Source organism: Roseobacter weihaiensis (assembly GCF_020622345.1).
Taxonomy (GTDB): domain Bacteria; phylum Pseudomonadota; class Alphaproteobacteria; order Rhodobacterales; family Rhodobacteraceae; genus Roseobacter; species Roseobacter weihaiensis.
This window is the reverse complement of the sequence record NZ_JACNMO010000008.1, coordinates 188,867-206,072: the sequence shown is the minus strand read 5'-3', so window position 1 is coordinate 206,072 and position 17,206 is coordinate 188,867. Positions and strand designations below refer to the sequence as shown.

At 59.0% G+C, this 17,206-nt stretch carries 15 protein-coding genes and 3 tRNA genes; 12 read left to right on the top strand and 6 right to left on the bottom strand.

Translation table 11 applies throughout. The features are described 5' to 3' along the window. Positions 1-171: 171 nt before the first annotated feature. The 3 genes from rimK to H7847_RS11730 form a co-directional block, all read right to left on the bottom strand. Entirely contained in the window at positions 172-1,566 is a 1,395-nt protein-coding gene (gene rimK, locus H7847_RS11740; protein WP_227269669.1) for a 30S ribosomal protein S6--L-glutamate ligase, read from the bottom strand. Positions 1,567-1,666: 100 nt separating this feature from the next. After that, entirely contained in the window at positions 1,667-1,945 is a 279-nt protein-coding gene (locus tag H7847_RS11735; protein ID WP_227269668.1) for an NfeD family protein, read from the bottom strand. Continuing rightward, on the bottom strand, positions 1,942-2,838 hold the full coding sequence (locus tag H7847_RS11730) for an SPFH domain-containing protein (RefSeq protein WP_227269667.1): 897 nt from the start codon (positions 2,836-2,838) through the stop codon (positions 1,942-1,944). Before H7847_RS11730 ends, H7847_RS11735 begins: the two co-directional genes overlap by 4 nt. 114 nt (positions 2,839-2,952) lie before the next feature. Here H7847_RS11730 and tgt point away from each other — a divergent pair, with 114 nt between their 5' ends. The 9 genes from tgt to H7847_RS11685 all read left to right on the top strand — a co-directional run bounded on the left by tgt (position 2,953) and on the right by H7847_RS11685 (position 10,064). Beyond that, entirely contained in the window at positions 2,953-4,080 is a 1,128-nt protein-coding gene (gene tgt / locus H7847_RS11725; protein WP_227269666.1) for a tRNA guanosine(34) transglycosylase Tgt, read from the top strand. A 122-nt stretch (positions 4,081-4,202) separates the two neighbouring features. Further along, positions 4,203-4,886, top strand: coding sequence for a methyl-accepting chemotaxis protein (locus tag H7847_RS27005; RefSeq protein WP_319799763.1), 684 nt, complete (start codon positions 4,203-4,205; stop codon positions 4,884-4,886). A gap of 203 nt (positions 4,887-5,089) precedes the next feature. Then, positions 5,090-7,504, top strand: a complete 2,415-nt coding sequence (lon, locus tag H7847_RS11715; RefSeq protein ID WP_227269665.1) for an endopeptidase La — start codon at positions 5,090-5,092, stop codon at positions 7,502-7,504. A gap of 245 nt (positions 7,505-7,749) precedes the next feature. Next, positions 7,750-8,166: an HU family DNA-binding protein gene (locus H7847_RS11710; RefSeq protein WP_227269664.1), complete on the top strand. Its 417-nt coding sequence runs from the start codon at positions 7,750-7,752 to the stop codon at positions 8,164-8,166. Positions 8,167-8,391: 225 nt separating this feature from the next. Continuing rightward, positions 8,392-8,973: a histidine phosphatase family protein gene (locus H7847_RS11705; protein ID WP_227269663.1), complete on the top strand. Its 582-nt coding sequence runs from the start codon at positions 8,392-8,394 to the stop codon at positions 8,971-8,973. A gap of 35 nt (positions 8,974-9,008) precedes the next feature. Further along, positions 9,009-9,084, top strand: a tRNA-Val gene (locus H7847_RS11700). Between the two features lie 220 nt (positions 9,085-9,304). Beyond that, complete coding sequence (locus H7847_RS11695; protein WP_227269662.1) at positions 9,305-9,604, top strand: hypothetical protein; 300 nt, start codon at positions 9,305-9,307, stop codon at positions 9,602-9,604. 169 nt (positions 9,605-9,773) lie between these two features. Beyond that, a tRNA-Asp gene (locus H7847_RS11690) sits at positions 9,774-9,850 on the top strand. Between the two features lie 137 nt (positions 9,851-9,987). After that, positions 9,988-10,064, top strand: a tRNA-Asp gene (locus H7847_RS11685). A 50-nt stretch (positions 10,065-10,114) separates the two neighbouring features. Here the strand turns inward: H7847_RS11685 and H7847_RS11680 are convergent. Next, the gene (locus H7847_RS11680) at positions 10,115-10,984 is read right to left on the bottom strand and encodes an alpha/beta hydrolase (RefSeq protein WP_227269661.1); all 870 of its coding nucleotides are present in this window, start codon (positions 10,982-10,984) and stop codon (positions 10,115-10,117) included. 46 nt (positions 10,985-11,030) lie between these two features. Continuing rightward, positions 11,031-12,401, bottom strand: a complete 1,371-nt coding sequence (locus H7847_RS11675) for a M20/M25/M40 family metallo-hydrolase (protein ID WP_227269660.1) — start codon at positions 12,399-12,401, stop codon at positions 11,031-11,033. Between the two features lie 224 nt (positions 12,402-12,625). Here H7847_RS11675 and hemA point away from each other — a divergent pair, with 224 nt between their 5' ends. The 3 genes from hemA (at position 12,626) to ispG (ending at position 16,447) form a co-directional block, all read left to right on the top strand. Beyond that, positions 12,626-13,849, top strand: a complete 1,224-nt coding sequence (hemA, locus tag H7847_RS11670) for a 5-aminolevulinate synthase (RefSeq protein ID WP_227269659.1) — start codon at positions 12,626-12,628, stop codon at positions 13,847-13,849. 136 nt (positions 13,850-13,985) lie between these two features. After that, positions 13,986-15,230: a helix-turn-helix domain-containing protein gene (locus H7847_RS11665; RefSeq protein WP_227269658.1), complete on the top strand. Its 1,245-nt coding sequence runs from the start codon at positions 13,986-13,988 to the stop codon at positions 15,228-15,230. Between the two features lie 86 nt (positions 15,231-15,316). Then, positions 15,317-16,447 (top strand): flavodoxin-dependent (E)-4-hydroxy-3-methylbut-2-enyl-diphosphate synthase, encoded by a 1,131-nt coding sequence (ispG, locus tag H7847_RS11660; protein ID WP_227269657.1) that lies wholly within the window; start codon positions 15,317-15,319, stop codon positions 16,445-16,447. Positions 16,448-16,456: 9 nt separating this feature from the next. Here ispG and H7847_RS11655 read toward each other — a convergent pair whose 3' ends face one another. After that, entirely contained in the window at positions 16,457-17,206 is a 750-nt protein-coding gene (locus tag H7847_RS11655) for a DsbA family protein (RefSeq protein ID WP_227269656.1), read from the bottom strand.

The following is a 17,206-nucleotide window of genomic DNA, read 5'->3' as shown; positions in this document are numbered from 1 at the left end:
AAGACGTGCTTGCCATCGGCATCAATCACGCAAACGGCCACAGATCGTAGCGACACGTCCAAACCCACATAGTAATCCATCTCGTTCTCCTCAGGTTGCAGTAATCACCGCAACTCTATCGAGAACCCAACCCAGCCATCAGGCCAGCCCGATTACACATGCTGTGTTCGCTCAGCGACCCCTCATGTCAGGCGCGCGCTTGCGGGCGGGCTGCGGTTTCACGCGGGCTTCGATCTCGTCGTAGAGTTTGCCGACGATGTCCTTGCCGGTGGCGGTTTCGATACCTTCGAAGCCGGGGGAGGAGTTGACCTCCAGGACCTTGGGGCCGGACTCGGAGCGCAGCAGATCCACGCCCGCCTTGCCGAGGCCAAAGGCCCGGGCGGCGCGCACGGCGGTGTCGCGTTCGAGCTTGGTGATGCGCACCACCTTGGCGGACCCGCCCCGGTGCAGGTTGGAGCGGAAATCGCCCTCCGCGCCGGTGCGTTTCATCGCAGCCACGACCTTGCCGGCGATCACCAGACAACGGATGTCTTCGCCCGCGGCTTCCTTGACGAAATCCTGCACGAGAAAGTTGGCTTTGAGACCCCGAAAGGCATCGATGACCGATTCAGCCGCCTTTTTCGTTTCGGCCAGCACGACGCCTTTGCCTTGCGTCGATTCCAGCAGTTTCACGATCAGGGGTGCCGTGCCCACCAGCCCCATCAGGTTCGAGGTGTCCTTGGGCGAGGCGGCGAAAGCCGTGGACGGCATGCCGATCCGCTTGGTGGCCAGCACCTGATGCGCGTGCAGTTTGTCGCGGCTTGCGGTGATACCTGCCGCGCCGTTCACGCAATAGGTTCCGATGGCTTCGAACTGGCGGATCACGGCCGTGCCGTAAGGGGTGATCGAGGCTCCGATCCGTGGGATCACCGCATCATAGCGGGGCAGGCGCTTGCCGTCGTAATGCACTTCCGGGGCCATGGTGTTGATCGCCATGTAGCAGCGCGTGGTGTCGATCACTTCGACCGTATGACCTCGCGCCTCACCGACTTCGACCAGACGGCGGGTGGAATAATTGTCCTCGCGGCTGAGCACGGCGATCCGCAAGGCCCGTTTGGGCGCGCTGCGCTTGAGCGTGGCGTTATGGTAGTCGTCATAGCTCAGTTCCGGCTGCAAGTGCCTTTCCGTGGGTGAGATCGAGATGTGATCGCTGAGCGCCTGGCGCCCCAAAAGCATCCGCGAGGACATGCCTGCCCGGTTCGTGAGTGTAATTTCTATAGGCCAGGACTGTCCCCCAACGGCCAAGCCCGACAAGATGACAAAGCGCTGCTCGGCCTCCCCGTTGGAGGAGGTCACCTCGCGCCGGTCGATCAGCGGCGCGGAGCAGGTGATCGACACGTCATCCCGACCACTGATCGGGTGCACGTTGAAACGCACCTTGGGGTTTTTGGCGGGGCCGAACACCTCGATGTCATGGGCATGCAGGGCGGAGGTGCGCGCGCCGGTATCCACCTTTGCCTTGATCGCGGGCAGTCCCAGATCCGGCAGCGACACCCATTCCTCCCAACCAAAGGTTAGCTTGTCCATCTTTGTCCCCTGTGGTGTTCCGGCTTTGCATGTAGGTAACAGGTGGCCTGTCAGACCTCAACCGAACAGCTGAAGGGTTGGTGCCGTCACCCGCCCGAGGTCAGTTGTCGTTGATATCGCGCGTGATGATTTTCGCATCGCTGGATTGTCGTTTGAACACAGCCCGCAAGGCCACCCAGGCCAGCAGGGAGATGCCGGAGAAGAGCGCCAGCAAAAGCGGGGCCGAGGACAGCGGCCAGAAGGCCACAACCCCCGCCGTGGCCAGAGCCCCAAGCGCAAAGCCCAGAAAGATGAAACCGGGGGCCAGCACTTCGATCACGGCAAAGATGAGGGCGGCCGCCACCCAGAGCCACCAGATATCCAGCAGGGCGGTGATCATAGGCCACGGCCTTTCAGCAGTTTGAAGGCATCGCCAAAGGCTTCGATGGCCTGGGCCGGCACCACGATGGTCTGCTTGCCCTCACCGGCACCCAGAGCAGTCAGCGATTCCACTTGTTTCAGGGCGATCTGGTACTGCGCGGCTTCCAGCCCGTTTTCGTTGATCGCATTGGCGACCACCTGCGTTGCGTAGGCCTCCGCATCGGCCAGAATGCGCCGCGCCTTGGCGGTCTGTTCAGAGGCGTAGAGCTCCGCATCGGCGGCAAGTTCGACGGAGCGTTTGGACCCTTCGGCCTCGGTCACCTGCGCGCGGCGTGCGCGCTCGGCGTTGAGCTGTTGCAGCATGGCATCGCGGGTCGCCTGATCGAGGTTCACGTCCAGAAGCTCGGCCCGCGTCACTTCGATGCCCCAATCGTCCACCGCCTGCTCGACCGAAACCTTGATGGTCGCTATAAGATGCGCGCGGTTGGCCTGCACATCATCCAGGTCCATCTTGCCGATTTCCGCCCTCACGATCCCTGCGACAGTGGTGGCAATCGCGGGGTCCACATCGCGGATGCGGTAGACGGTCCGCTCAGGCTCGGTGATGCGGTAGAAGACCGAGGTTTCCACCTGCACCAGCACGTTGTCCTTGGTGATTGCGTCCTGACTGGCATTGGGCAACTGCCGCTCCAAGATTGAGATTTCATGGGCCACGCGGTCGATGAAGGGCACGATCAGGTTGATCCCCGGCCCCAGCACCGCGCGCAGGCGGCCAAAGCGTTCAATTACGTATTTCTCCGATTGCGGGACGATTTTGACGCCTTTGACCACGAGTATGATCAGAAGGACAGCCAGCAGAAGAAAGACGATATTGCCCGACAAAAGCTCAAGGATCAGGGTTTCAGCGTCCATGCGGTCAGTGTCCTTTTATAGCCCCACCCTGGCTGATTTGGCCTTTGGGGGATGTGATTGCAAGTTTCAGCCTTTGGCGCTATCGCGCTTCTGGGACAAAAACAAGGGCACAATATGGCGGGTTTCAGGTTCGATTTGGCGGCACGGGACGGAAAGGCGCGTACGGGCGTGATCTCAACCCCCCGCGGCGAGATCCGTACCCCCGCCTTCATGCCCGTCGGCACCGCCGCGACTGTCAAGGCGATGTTGCCCGGCTCGGTGCGCGAGACCGGCGCCGACATCCTGCTGGGCAATACCTATCATCTGATGCTGCGCCCCACGGCAGAGCGGATCAACCGGTTGGGCGGGCTGCACAGGTTCATGAATTGGGAGCGCCCGATCCTGACCGATTCCGGCGGATTTCAGGTCATGAGCCTTGCCGATTTGCGCAAGCTCACCGAACGTGGCGTGACCTTCAAAAGCCATATTGACGGCTCCAGGCATGAGATCACACCGGAGCGGTCGATGGAGATTCAGCGGCTATTGGGCTCTGATATCGTGATGTGTTTCGACGAATGTCCCGCGCTGCCCGCGGACCGTGCCACGATTGCCCAGAGCATGCGGCTGTCGATGCGGTGGGCGGCGCGGTCAAAGGAGGCCTTTGGCGACCGCCCCGGCCACGCGCTCTTTGGTATTCAGCAGGGCGGGCTCGAAGAAGACTTGCGCGCCGAGAGCGCGCAGGCACTGACCGGTATCGGTTTTGATGGCTATGCGGTGGGGGGCTTGGCCGTCGGCGAAGGGCAGGAGGCCATGCTCGGCTGCCTGGATTTTGCGGCGGACCAACTGCCGCGCGACAAGCCACGTTATCTGATGGGGGTGGGCAAGCCCGATGACATCGTGGGCGCGGTCGCGCGCGGCATTGATATGATGGATTGTGTCCTGCCCAGCCGCTCCGGGCGCACCGGGCAGGTGTTCACGCGGCGCGGCGTGGTGAACATCAAGAACGCCCGCCATGCAGATGATCCCAGACCGTTGGATGAGGCCTGTACCTGCCCCGCCTGTCGCAGCTACAGCCGGGCCTATCTGCACCATGTGTTCCGGTCGCAGGAGATCATCAGTTCAATGCTGCTGACTTGGCATAATCTGCAATATTATCAAGAGCTTATGTCGGGCATGCGTGGGGCCATTGGTGCAGGATTATTTGATGAGTGGCAACAGGGCTTTCATCGGGAGCGTGCCGAGGGCGACATCGCGCCGCTCTAGCATCCCAAGCGGCCATTACGTTCTCCGGGGTGCATAATTTTCTGCGCAAAACCCTCCCAAATTAACAACTGCTTAAGCCAATCGGGCTTAGACAGATGTCAAAGTCGGCACGGAGATTCCAGATGAATGTAAGACCCTCAAATCTTGATGCGGAAGACCGGGTTTCACTGGAAAAAACACTCTACGATATCCGTGATGATCTGGCGGCAGCGCGGGTTGCAGCGATGCAGATTCTTGTTTTTCACATGCAGTCTGACGGGCAAGAGGCACAGGGCGTTGATCCCGAAGAATTCATCAACGCGCGGGCCGATATTCAGCATGCGCATGACAGCCTGCGTGTGATCAACGAAAAATATCTCAAATCGCATCAAATCAAATTGACGGATGAGCTGAACGCGCTTGTCAAGAAAGTGAGCGGGGATCTGGATGAGCTGGTGCGCATTCTCGATCGATGCACACAGACCTCCGAAAACGGCATCCGGGGATTTCAGCCAGCACAGAATATGTATGATCTGTGTTGCACCCGCGTGGCCAAGGGCCTGAGCGCCCTGAGCGCCGGCCTGGCTGAGTTCTTTTTGCATCTGACGGAGAAGGAAAAGGCTGAAGCACTGGAAAAAACCAGCAACATCGCGCAGGAAATCGGCAAGATTGGCCGGGTCATCAATATGGTTGCAACCAATGCCTCGATTGAGGCGGCCCGGGTCGGGGATGCCGGCAAGGGATTCACGGTCATCGCAGATGAGGTGAAATCGCTTTCGGCGCGGGTATCCTCCCTGTCGGTCTCGCTCACAGACAGGCTTTCTTAGCTCTCGACATAAATGTCGCACGAAAAATGGCCTTTGATGCCTTGTGATTTAGCGTTTCTGTGGCCATGCTGGTGCAGTCTAAGTCGGCGGACAGGTTGAATTCAGGCGCAGCGCGCCCCATTTCTACCGTCTTGAAACGGAGATGGGCAAGTGTTGCTGCAAATGCGGGACCGGTTCCATCTTGCCAATAATAAGGAAAGAGCATGCAAGAGCCTCTGAACGCGTCATACCCGGTGCTGCCACTCCGCGACATCGTGGTATTTCCACATATGATTGTTCCCCTTTTCGTCGGGCGCGACAAATCCGTGCGGGCCCTCGAAGAAGTGATGGCGGATGACAAGCAAATCCTGTTATCGAGCCAGATCGATCCGAGCGAAGATGATCCTGAAAGCAGCGGCATTTTCAAAGCAGGTGTTCTGGCAAATGTACTGCAACTGCTGAAACTGCCTGACGGCACCGTCAAGGTGTTGGTCGAAGGGCAGGCGCGGGTGCGCATCACGGAATACCTGGAAAATGACAGTTTTTTTGAAGCGCGCGCCGAATATCTGACCGAAATGCCGGGCGATCTGGCCACGACCGAGGCGCTTTTGCGCACCGTCACGGATGAATTTGAGCGCTACGCCAAGGTGAAAAAGAACGTCCCGGAAGAAGCGCTGGCGGCTGTGGGCGAATCCACTGAACCTGCAAAGCTTGCCGACCTTGTGGCTGGCCATCTCGGAATTGAGGTGGGCCAGAAACAGGACCTTCTGGAAACGCTCAGCGTGTCGGAACGGCTGGAAAAAGTCTACGGGTTGATGCAGGGCGAAATGTCCGTGCTGCAGGTTGAGAAAAAGATCAAGACGCGTGTCAAATCCCAGATGGAGCGGACGCAGCGCGAATATTATCTCAATGAGCAGATGAAGGCGATCCAGCACGAGCTGGGCGATGGCGAGGACGGCAAAAACGAGGTTGCCGAGCTTGAGGCCAAGATCGCTGACACCAAGCTGAGCAAGGAAGCCCGCGAAAAAGCCGATGCCGAGATTAAAAAGCTCAAGAATATGAGCCCGATGTCGGCCGAAGCGACCGTTGTGCGCAATTACCTCGACTGGATGCTGTCGATCCCGTGGGGGGTCAAATCGCGGGTCAAGAAAGACCTTGGTCGGGCACAAAAGGTGCTTGATGACGATCATTACGGTCTTGAGAAGGTAAAAGAACGGATCGTGGAATATCTGGCAGTTCAGCAACGCTCCAGCAAGCTGAAAGGCCCGATCATGTGTCTTGTCGGTCCTCCCGGCGTTGGGAAAACCTCGCTTGGGAAATCGGTGGCGAAGGCCACGGGGCGCGAATTTATCCGCATCTCTCTTGGCGGTGTGCGGGACGAATCCGAGATCCGGGGCCATCGGCGCACCTATATCGGGTCGATGCCTGGAAAGATCATTCAGGCGCTGAAGAAGGCCAAGACCACGAATCCTCTCATCTTGCTCGACGAGATCGACAAGATGGGTCAGGATTTCCGGGGTGACCCGGCCTCTGCCATGCTCGAAGTGCTTGATCCGGAACAGAACTCTACCTTCGTGGATCACTATCTGGAGGTCGAATATGACCTCAGCAACGTGATGTTCCTGACCACATCGAACAGCTATAACATGCCCGGACCGTTGCTTGACCGGATGGAGATCATTCCGCTAGCGGGCTATACCGAGGATGAAAAGCGCGAGATCGCAAAGCAGCATTTGGTGCCCAAGCAGATCAAGAATCACGGCCTCAAAGCCAAGGAGTTCGAGCTCCAGGATTCGGCTCTGTCGGAGATGATCCGGACCTACACGCGCGAGGCGGGCGTCCGGAATCTGGAGCGGGAGATCGCAAAGGTTGCGCGGAAATCGCTGACCAAGATTATCAAGAAGGAGACCGAGGCGGTTGTCGTCACGGACGAGAACCTTGATGAGTTCCTGGGTGTCAAGAAGTACCGCTATGGTCTGGCCGAGAAAGAGGATCAGATCGGCGTGGTCACGGGTTTGGCCTATACCTCTGTCGGAGGCGAATTGCTGAGCATCGAAGCCTTGCGGCTGCCCGGAAAGGGCCGGATGAAAACCACCGGCAAGCTGGGTGACGTGATGAAGGAATCGATTGATGCGGCCTCAAGCTACGTGCGTTCGATCAGCCCCAAGATTGGTATCAAACCACCGCATTTTGACAAGATCGATATCCACGTCCACGTGCCAGACGGGGCAACGCCAAAAGATGGCCCCTCGGCGGGTCTTGCGATGGTGACCTCCATTGTGTCGGTGCTGACGCAAATCCCGGTCCGCAAAGACATTGCGATGACTGGAGAGGTGAGCCTGCGCGGCAATGCGATGCCCATCGGCGGGTTGAAGGAAAAGCTGCTCGCGGCGTTGCGGGGTGGTGTCACAACGGTTCTGATCCCGCAGGAAAATGCGAAAGATCTGCCGGAGATCCCGGACAATGTGAAAGAGGGTCTGACCATCATTCCGGTGTCGCACGTGTCCGAAGTTCTGGAGCATGCGCTTGTCAGCGTGCCCGAAGCGATAGAGTGGGATCAGGAGGCGGAAGATGCAGCAGCCGCGGCGGCCTCCTTGTCAAAATCGTCTGAAAGTGGTGATGGTGCGACGGCGCATTAAGCTTCTACCATCCTGAAATACCAAAAGGGCGTGCTGACCTCAGTGCGCCCTTTCGTGTTCTCTGAGGTGTTTGGGAAAACGATATAAAGGATTTAAAATAGAGGCTTAGGCGTCGCCGTTCATGTCGGAATCAGAGAGACGCAGCCGTGCAGCAATACCTAAGACAATGCCTCTGAGAGAAAGCGCACGGATACAGTTGTTCGTCATAAGCGGCATAGCCCGGTTAGACAAGAAAGGCACTTGTGATGGATCGTTCGAAGAAAAAATCGCCAATCCGCCCGGTTTTGACGGCAACAGGCGTGAAACCGCGCAGCACTGCAACGCCCCGCGCCGACCAGGATACCGGGTCCGCCGTGGCGACGGATAAGGCGGTGGCCCAGATAGCGACGGGTAAAAAAGACCCGCTGCGCAAACGTGAACTGATCGAGAGTGTTGTGCGGCGATCAGGTAGCAAGAAAAGAGACGCAAAGCCGGTGGTTGAGGCGGTTCTGGCCGAATTGGGTGAAGCACTGGCCGACGGGCGTGATCTCATTCTGCCGCCACTTGGACGCTGTATCATCAACCGTGAAAAAATCATGCCGGATGGGCGCGTCATCATCCTGAAGGTGCGCCAGAAAGACAGGGTAGGGCCGCCTTTACCCCCGTCTTCCGTTTCGGACTAGAAAGCGCCCCAGGTGTCACGCGCGCCTGCAGGATGCTCGTGGAATGTGCTCTGCAAACGCCTGCCTCAGCGCGCGATTTGCCATCATCTTTGCGAAACTCTGCCGGAGCAGGGGGCTTTTGATCGGGCGAGAATCACCGCTTGCAGTTTCTGGCTGCCACCGGCAGTAGTTGAGCGGCAGTTCAGACAAACGGCGCATGATGCGTGATCCAGGGAAGCTTTGCTGATGGCGTTTCCGCCTGTCTATATTTTACGTCATGGCCAGACCGTCTGGAACGCTGAAAACCGTATTCAGGGGGCGCTTGATTCTGCATTGACGGCGCAGGGCCGTGCCCAAGCCAAAGCGCAAAACAGCATTCTGGCGCGGCGCGATCTTTCGGGTGTCACCGCCTTTTGCAGCCCTCAGGGGCGGGCGTTCCATACCGCGTCAATCGCGCTTGACGGGCTTTGCGCCCGTATCCAGACCGATGCCCGGCTGGCAGAGATCGGCGTTGGGCAGTGGACAGGGATGCTGCGGGACGACCCGGTGATCGACCGGCCCGAGGATGAAAGCGGAGAAAGCGCGCTGGATCTTTATGAACGTGCGCCTGGTGGGGAGGGTTTTGCAGCCTTGCGCCGCCGGTGTGCGTCATTTCTCGCAGACCTGCCGGGGCCGTCTGTCCTCGTTACCCACGGGATCACGTCGCGCATGCTGCGGCTTGTTCTGCTGGACCGCGATACCAGCGAAATCGCCTTGCTGCCGGGGGGGCAGGGGGTTGTGTTTTATCTGGAGAATGGCGTGCAAACGAAACTGTCGATAGGGGCTTGAAGCCCGCGCAGAGTTTGGCTAAACCGCGATGCATCGGGTCGTTAGCTCAGTTGGTAGAGCGCTTCGTTTACACCGAAGATGTCGGGAGTTCGAGCCTCTCACGACCCACCATCCCTCCGAGCAATGTAAGTTCAAGAGAGCAGGCGCGCCATCAGAGAGAGAGCACTGCCAGCATAAATCCCGCGTGGCGCGTACCTGCCCCTCAAGATGTTTACCTGTCTGGCATTTTTTTGCTGATTTGCTTCTGTTTTGATTTTTCACTTTTCTCTCCCAATGCACTATGCAAGCGATGTAAGGCGATGAGTGGGCTGGGTACAAAAGGATAAGCCTCATGTGTAATGGTAATGCTTTTGTGTCAAAGATGCTTTTGCAGGATGACACGGTCTGCGACGACGCTTTTTCCAACCTTGTTCAAAAGATCGAAGCGCTGCCCGCGGAAACGCGCGGGGCGCAGGCGCTGAACCTGTCCGCCCATCTTCTTGAGATCGCCGCTTTTGAGTTGGCGGGATCCGTTGAGAGCCGTCAGGTCGGCGCGCTGATCGACTGTGCCGCACAGCTGTCCGAACAGTCGTCCGAATTCGCGGCGGATAAACTGCACGAAATCGATCACGCGCGACGCGTTTTTCAGTAAGTACCGAGATTGACCGAACGGTCCGCAGGCGCGCTGCTGCCTCTGGCGGCTCACCCGCCTTGTTTTGCCCGACCGGTGAAAAGCTGCAAAATTATTGAATGAGCAGCTTGACGCCATCGGGGCGGCGCAATAGTACGGGCAAACGCGCCGGTACTGGCGTGTGCAGTGGGCGGTTGTAGCTCAGTTGGTTAGAGTACCGGCCTGTCACGCCGGGGGTCGCGGGTTCGAGCCCCGTCAACCGCGCCACCGCTGCGAAAAAGCCCCGCCTCCGGCGGGGCTTTTTGCTTTTTCCAAACGCGGTGCTGCTGGGGCGCGCGATGCCGGGTGCAAGGCAGGAAAGCTGTTGACGCCTGTTGAGACCTCGATTAAGCCGCATTTATCGCGCGGTTGTAGCTCAGTTGGTTAGAGTACCGGCCTGTCACGCCGGGGGTCGCGGGTTCGAGCCCCGTCAACCGCGCCATTTTCCTTTAATGCCGCCGCGCTGCCCCACCTCGTTTGTTGTTGAAGACATCAGACCCCGGTGAGAAATGCCAACAGCGCGTCCGCCGTGGCCCCCGGATTTTGATCGATAAAGAAATGACCCCCTTGTATCGGTCTGGCCTGCACCTGGGTGAGCCGGGGCTGCCAGGTCCGGGGTATGTCATAGGCCTGTGCCATCGCACCTTGCGCCCCGTAAAGCACCAGCGCAGGGGCTGTTACCTGTTGGCTCAGATCGGCGGCATCAAGATCGAAATCAAGCTGCAAAGTGGCACGGTAATCCGCGCACATGCCGCGAATGGTATCGGGCTCGCGCCAGGCTTGCCGGTAGGCATCAAGGGCGGCGGGGTCGAAATCTGCGAGCCTTGCTGCCCCCCAACCCAAGAGACAGCTTTCGAAATAGGTATCCGGATCGTGTCCGATCAGCGTCTCTGGAAAAGGCGCGGGCTGTGCGAGAAAGAACCAGTGGTAATAGGCCGCGGCCACGTCCTTTGACAACTCATCGAGCAGCAGGTGGGTCGGCACGATGTCCATCACCGTCAGGCTCTGCAAGGCCTCTGGCGCATCCAGCGCCAGCCGGTGCGCCGTGCGCCCGCCGCGATCATGTCCGACCACGTGAAACTGGCGAAACCCGAGCGAGGCCATCAGGGCCAATTGGTCTGCGGCCATGTGCCGAAAGCTGTAAGGCTCGGTCCCTTCAGGTTTGCTGCTTTGCCCGTAGCCGCGCAGATCGGCCGCTACAACGGTGAATTGCCGGGCCAGCACCGGCGCCACCGCATGCCACATCGCGTGGGTCTGGGGAAAGCCATGCAGCAAGAGCACGGCAGGCCCGCTCCCGGCCATCGCGTAAAAGATGTCTTGCCCGTTCACCCGAGCCGATGCGGTTTGGAACCCGGCGATCACGCGGGGCTTGCCCGAGGTGTTCTACCGGTCAGGCAAACCCCCTCCATCACGTCAGCGCCGCCAGAATGCGCGCCCAGCTCCGCATGCCTTTGTGAAAGCTTTCCAGATCGTATTTTTCATTGGGCGAATGCAGGGCATCATCATCCTTGCCAAAGCCAATCAGCAGCGGCGTGGTGCCCAGAATATCCTGAAAATACCCCGCAACCGGGATCGAGCCACCCCCACCGATATAGGCCGCAGGCACCTGCCATTCCTCTGACAGGGCTTGCAATGCCTTCTCAAACCGTGGGTCATCCGCATCGATCACACAGGCCTTGCTGGCCCCATGGGCGGTGAACGCGACCGAGCAGTCGGCGGGCAGCATCTTGGTGATCATCCCGCGCAGCGCCTCCCGGATTTTGAGCGGATCCTGATCGCCGACCAGCCGAAAGCTGATTTTCGCATGAGCCTGTGCCGGCAGTACGGTTTTGAAGCCTTCGCCGGTGTAGCCGCCCCAAATGCCATTGACCTCGCAGGTCGGTCGGGACCAGGTCATCTCCAGCGGGGTGCGGTCTTGCTCTCCTGCGGGCACGGAAAGGTCCACGTCCCTGAGAAACGCCGCGTGGTCAAAGCCAAGCGCGTCCCATTGTGCCTGCATCTGGTCTGAAAGCTCCGGCACACCGTCATAAAATCCCGGAATGGTCACCCGTCCAGTCTCGTCATGCAGCGTGGCAATGATCTGCGACAGCACCCGGATCGGGTTGATCGCGATGCCGCCGTAATAGCCCGAATGCAGGTCTTTGTCCGGACCGGTGATGGTGATCTCTTCCTGCAGCATCCCGCGCAGCATTGTCACGATGGCAGGGGTTTTGCTCTCGAACATCGCGGTGTCGCAGATCAGCGCCAGATCTGCACGCAGCTCGTCTTTGTGCGCCTCCATGAAAGGGACCAGCGAGGGCGAGCCGCTTTCCTCCTCGCCCTCCAGAAAGATGGTGATCTTGCAGGGCAGGGTGCCCTGTTCTGCCTTCCACGCCCGACAGGCCTCGATAAAGGTCATGAGCTGCCCCTTGTCGTCAGCGGTGCCCCGGCCACGCAGAACCCGGCCTTTGGCGGTGTCTTCGAGCTTCGGGTCAAAGGGGTCGTTGTCCCACAGCTCAAGCGGGTCAACCGGCTGCACGTCGTAATGGCCGTAAAAGAGCAGATGCGGCCCGCTGCCGTCGGCATGGCCGACCACCATCGGATGCCCCGGCGTGACGCGCTTTTCGGCTGCGATACCAATGCTTTCGAGGTCTTTGACCAGCCAGTCTGCGGCGCGGTCACAGGCCGTTCTGAACGCGGGGTCGGTGGAAATGGAGGGGATGCGCAGCAGTTCGAAAAGCCGGTCAAGCGCTTGCGGCACGTCGGCATCAATCCGGGACAGAACAGCGGTCAGCGACATAATCGGGATCCTTCGAGATCGTTTGCCACAGCGTATCAGGGCAGTCGCGACTGTCCAGTCCGGCCCGTTCGATTGCGCGGCCCGCGGGGGTAATGACGCGGCGTTGATGCGACATGCCGTCCACCGTGCGGTTATTGAATAATTGAGTATTCTTCTATAGTTGTGTTCGGAAGATAAAAGCGACGGCGTGACTTTAGGGGACGCCGAATTCAGGAGATCCCCTGGTGGACTATACAGATAAACTGGATCAGGCGATCGCCCGTCTGCATGAAGAAGGCCGATACAGGACCTTTATCGATATCGAGCGCCGCAACGGTCAGTTTCCGCATGCGGTTTGGACCTGCCCGGACGGCGCGCAAAAAGACATCACGGTCTGGTGCGGGAACGACTATCTCGGCATGGGGCAGAACCCGGTTGTCCTGGCCGCCATGCATGAAGCCATCGAGGCGACCGGCGCGGGCTCTGGCGGGACACGGAATATCTCCGGCACCACGGTTTATCACAAGCGCCTTGAGGCTGAACTTGCCGATTTGCACGGTAAGGAGGCGGCGCTGCTCTTTACCTCCGCCTATATTGCCAATGATGCGACTCTGTCGACACTGCCCAAGCTTTTTCCCGGCCTCATCATCTATTCGGATGCCTTAAATCATGCCTCGATGATCGAAGGAGTAAGGCGAAATGGTGGCGCCAAGCGTATTTTCCGCCACAATGACGTGGCGCATTTGCGTGAATTGCTGGCCGCGGATGATCCGGCGGCCCCCAAGCTGATCGCCTTTGAGTCGATCTATTCCATGGATGGCGATTTCGGCCCGATCGAAGCGATCTGCGATCTGGCTGAGGAGTTCGGCGCGCTGACCTACATTGACGAGGTGCACGCGGTCGGGATGTATGGTGCCCGCGGGGCCGGCGTGGCAGAACGCGATGGGCTGATGCACCGCCTCGACATCATCAACGGCACCTTGGCAAAGGCCTACGGTGTGATGGGTGGCTACATTGCGGCCTCTGAGAAAATGTGTGACGCGATAAGGTCTTATGCGCCGGGCTTCATCTTTACGACCTCGTTGCCGCCCGCCGTTGCCGCGGGTGCTGCGGCTTCGGTTGCCTACCTCAAGACTGCCCCGGAACTGCGCGAGGCGCACCAGTTGCAGGCGCGTATTCTGAAAATGCGGCTCAAGGGACTTGGCCTGCCGATTATCGATTACGGCAGCCATATCGTGCCTGTCATGGTTGGAAATCCGGTGCATACCAAGATGCTGAGCGACATGCTTTTGCAGGATCATGGGATCTATGTTCAGCCAATCAATTACCCGACCGTGCCGCGGGGAACGGAGCGTTTGCGCTTTACACCATCGCCGGTTCACGGTCCGAAAGAGCTTGACAAACTGGTGCGTGCAATGGACGGACTTTGGTCACATTGTGCGCTAAATCGTGCCGAGGAGGCAAGTTAAGGTTAGGTCATGGAAATTTCAAGTTGTGTTGTGTTAACCTAACCTAAAGAAAAAGTCAGATACGAATCGTGGGGACGATTCTGTACTCTGATGTCGGCGGGTTGGCAGGCACAGGCAAAACGGGGCGGTAGATGATATGATCGGACGCAAGCACTCAGCGAGTGTCGAAGGCGAAGTTGAACGCAAAGCGTTCGACGACTTCGAGTTGCGTCTCGGTGATGTCATGCGCGGGGAGCGCGCCACGATGGGCAAATCCCTGCTTGATGTTCAGCGTGAACTCCGGATCAAGGCCGCCTATATTGCCGCGATAGAGAATTGCGATCCCGACGCATTCGATACACCTGGCTTTATTGCGGGCTACGTCCGGTCCTACGCCCGCTATCTCGGCATGAACCCGGATGAGGCTTTCGACTCCTTTTGTCGCGAAAGCGGATTTTCTGTTGCGCACGGTATGTCTGCCAAAGCTTCTGTCATTAAAAAGGCAAGCGACCAGCCGCGCGGCAAGGCCGGTGCGGCAGACGATATGTTCAGCCGGCCCGGCACGCCCTTCGTACCGACGGGCGAGAGCTTTCTGTCTCGGATTGAGCCCGGCGCTGTCGGGTCGTCACTGGTGTTGGTCGCGCTGATTTCTGCCATTGGATTTGGCGGCTATTCCGTCTTGCAGGAGGTACAGCGCGTTCAGGTGGCCCCCGCAGATCAAACGCCTGTTGTGCTGTCTGACCTTGATCCGCTTGATGGTGTTCTGTCAGCCGCCCCTGAAACTGGCGACGGGGCAACCCTGCCCGATGCCATCATGGATCAGCCCCGCGCAGACGCGTTTGATAGGCTTTACCGCCCTGATGCTCTCGATGTGCCGGTCCTTGTTGCGCGGGATGCTCCGATCTCCACGCTGGACCCGCGGACAGTTGGCAACTTTGCACAGGCGGCTCGACCGGAGCCTGAGGCAATGCCGGACAGCCTGATGGTTGAATCTGAATTGGCCGAGATCGCCCAAGACGCAGAGCCGACAGTTCCGATTGTCTCAAAAGATCCCGGCCCGGCGCTGCGCATGGTTGCTGTGCGCCCCTCCTGGGTTCGGATCAGTGCGGCAGACGGGACGGTGATCTATGAAACGATCATGGAGCCTGGGGATGTCTGGGATGCCCCTGTTGGCGACGAGGCACCGCTGTTGCGCACCGGCGAAAGCGGGGCGATCTATTTTGTGCTGAATGGCGAATACTACGGCCCTGTTGGCGAGACCGGGACTATCACTGCAAATCTTCCCCTGGAAGTTGACGGGCTCAAAGCCATCTACACAGTCGCGGATCTGTCTGCTGACGAGGCGCTGGCGACTACCGTGGCGCAGCTTTTGCAAACACCTGATGAGCCTGCAACCGAATAGCCAGGCTGCAATCTGAAAACGGTGATTGCGGCGCGTGACCCGAGTGTCTATTTTAACAGGCAGGCTCCGCAACGAAGGTCACTGCCATGTCGCTCAACCATATTCGTCCTTGGCGTAATATCTACCGACGCTCCTCGCGGCAGATCATGGTGGGCTCCGTCCCGGTCGGGGGGGATGCGCCGATTTCCGTGCAGACCATGACCAACACGCTGACTACTGACGTCAAGGCGACCATCGCCCAGGTTCAGGCCGCGGCGGAGGCAGGGGCCGATATCGTGCGGATTTCCGTTCCGGATGAGGCATCCTCGAAAGCGCTGAAGGAGATCGTCCCAGAGGTGTCGGTACCCATCGTCGCCGACATCCATTTCCACTACAAACGCGGGATCGAAGCGGCGGAGGCGGGTGCCGCATGCCTGCGGATCAATCCGGGGAATATCGGTGATGAAAAGCGGGTCAAGGAAGTTATCAAGGCGGCACGGGATCACAACTGTTCAATCCGGATCGGTGTGAACGCGGGCAGCCTTGAAAAGCATCTTCTAGACAAATATGGCGAACCTTGTCCGGATGCGATGGTGGAAAGCGGCCTCGATCACATCAAGATCCTGCAGGACAATGACTTCCATGAGTTCAAGATCAGTTGCAAGGCGTCGGACGTCTTTATGGCGGCAGCGGCTTATCAGCAACTGGCAGAGGCCACCGACGCACCCATTCACCTCGGCATTACAGAGGCGGGAGGATTGGTTTCGGGCACCATCAAGTCGGCGATCGGGCTGGGAAATCTCTTGTGGATGGGCATCGGCGATACGATCCGGGTGAGTCTTTCCGCCGATCCGGTCGAAGAGATCAAGGTGGGCTACGAAATTCTGAAATCTTTGGGCTTGCGGCATAGGGGGGTAAACATCATCAGCTGCCCCAGTTGCGCCCGTCAGGGCTTTGACGTCATCAAAACGGTGGAGGCGCTCGAGCAGCGGCTTGAACATATCAAGACGCCCATGAGCCTCAGCATCATCGGTTGCGTGGTCAACGGACCAGGTGAAGCCCTGATGACAGATGTGGGCTTTACCGGCGGTGGGGCCGGATCCGGGATGGTCTACCTGGCAGGCAAGCAGAGCCACAAGATGGGCAACGATCAGATGATAGACCACATCGTCGAACAGGTCGAAAAAAAGGCCGCCGAGCTTGATGCTGTGGCGGCCCTTGCGGATGCGGCAGAGTAGACCTGCGCGTCAGCCGCGCTTTTCATCCACGATCATCTGCAGCTGATCCGCAGGCAAAAAGCCGCGCAACATCTCGTCGTGCAGCACAAAGGTCGGCGTGCCGCTGATCTGCAGGCGTTGCGCCAGCGCCCGCGTTTCCTGCAGCTCTGCAGTGATGGCCTCATCGTCCATGCGCGCCTCGATGTCGGATGCGTTCAGCCCGAAGGTATCTGCAAGTCGACGGAGCGCGGGCAGGCTGATCTCGCCATTGTAGGTCATCAGCGCATCATGCAGGGACTTGTAGGCGTCATCGCCTTCCACCAGCCTGGTTGCAATTGCAAAGCGTGAGGCCAGCAAGGATTGTTCACCCAGAATCGGGAATTCCTTGACCACGAAGCGGATGTTGCCGTCCGCCTCGAGCAGTTTTTCCACCTCGCCAAAGGCGCGTTTACAAAAGCCGCAGCGGTAATCCATGAACTCCACGAGGGTGATGTCGCCCTCGGGATTGCCGCCCACATAAGAAAAGCCGTCATTGAAAATCGCGTCCGAATTCTGGGCCACGAGGTCGAGATCGGTCTCGGCCTGAGCCGCGGCCTGACGTTCTTCCAGCGCCGCCACCGCTTCCATGATCACTTGCGGGTTTTCCAGCAGATAGCTGCGCACCTCGGCTTGAAAGAGTGCGCGCTCTTCGTCGGACATCGCCGATAAATCCAGCGCCGCTGTCGGGCCGGCCAAGGTGGCAAGGCTCAGAGTGAAAGCGACCAGCAGTTTCTTGAACAT

Bases quoted from the DNA above. Each gene is read 5' to 3' on its own strand.
- H7847_RS11655 (WP_227269656.1), bottom strand. From the start codon at position 17,206: ATGTTCAAGAAACTGCTGGTCGCTTTCACTCTGAGCCTTGCCACCTTG.
- H7847_RS11675 (WP_227269660.1), bottom strand. From the start codon at position 12,401: ATGTCGCTGACCGCTGTTCTGTCCCGGATTGATGCCGACGTGCCGCAA.
- ispG (WP_227269657.1), top strand. From the start codon at position 15,317: ATGTCGCTCAACCATATTCGTCCTTGGCGTAATATCTACCGACGCTCC.
- H7847_RS11735 (WP_227269668.1), bottom strand. From the start codon at position 1,945: ATGATCACCGCCCTGCTGGATATCTGGTGGCTCTGGGTGGCGGCCGCC.
- H7847_RS11695 (WP_227269662.1), top strand. From the start codon at position 9,305: ATGTGTAATGGTAATGCTTTTGTGTCAAAGATGCTTTTGCAGGATGAC.
- H7847_RS11705 (WP_227269663.1), top strand. From the start codon at position 8,392: ATGGCGTTTCCGCCTGTCTATATTTTACGTCATGGCCAGACCGTCTGG.
- rimK (WP_227269669.1), bottom strand. From the start codon at position 1,566: ATGGACAAGCTAACCTTTGGTTGGGAGGAATGGGTGTCGCTGCCGGAT.
- tgt (WP_227269666.1), top strand. From the start codon at position 2,953: ATGGCGGGTTTCAGGTTCGATTTGGCGGCACGGGACGGAAAGGCGCGT.
- H7847_RS11710 (WP_227269664.1), top strand. From the start codon at position 7,750: ATGGATCGTTCGAAGAAAAAATCGCCAATCCGCCCGGTTTTGACGGCA.
- H7847_RS11665 (WP_227269658.1), top strand. From the start codon at position 13,986: ATGATCGGACGCAAGCACTCAGCGAGTGTCGAAGGCGAAGTTGAACGC.
- lon (WP_227269665.1), top strand. From the start codon at position 5,090: ATGCAAGAGCCTCTGAACGCGTCATACCCGGTGCTGCCACTCCGCGAC.
- H7847_RS27005 (WP_319799763.1), top strand. From the start codon at position 4,203: ATGAATGTAAGACCCTCAAATCTTGATGCGGAAGACCGGGTTTCACTG.
- H7847_RS11730 (WP_227269667.1), bottom strand. From the start codon at position 2,838: ATGGACGCTGAAACCCTGATCCTTGAGCTTTTGTCGGGCAATATCGTC.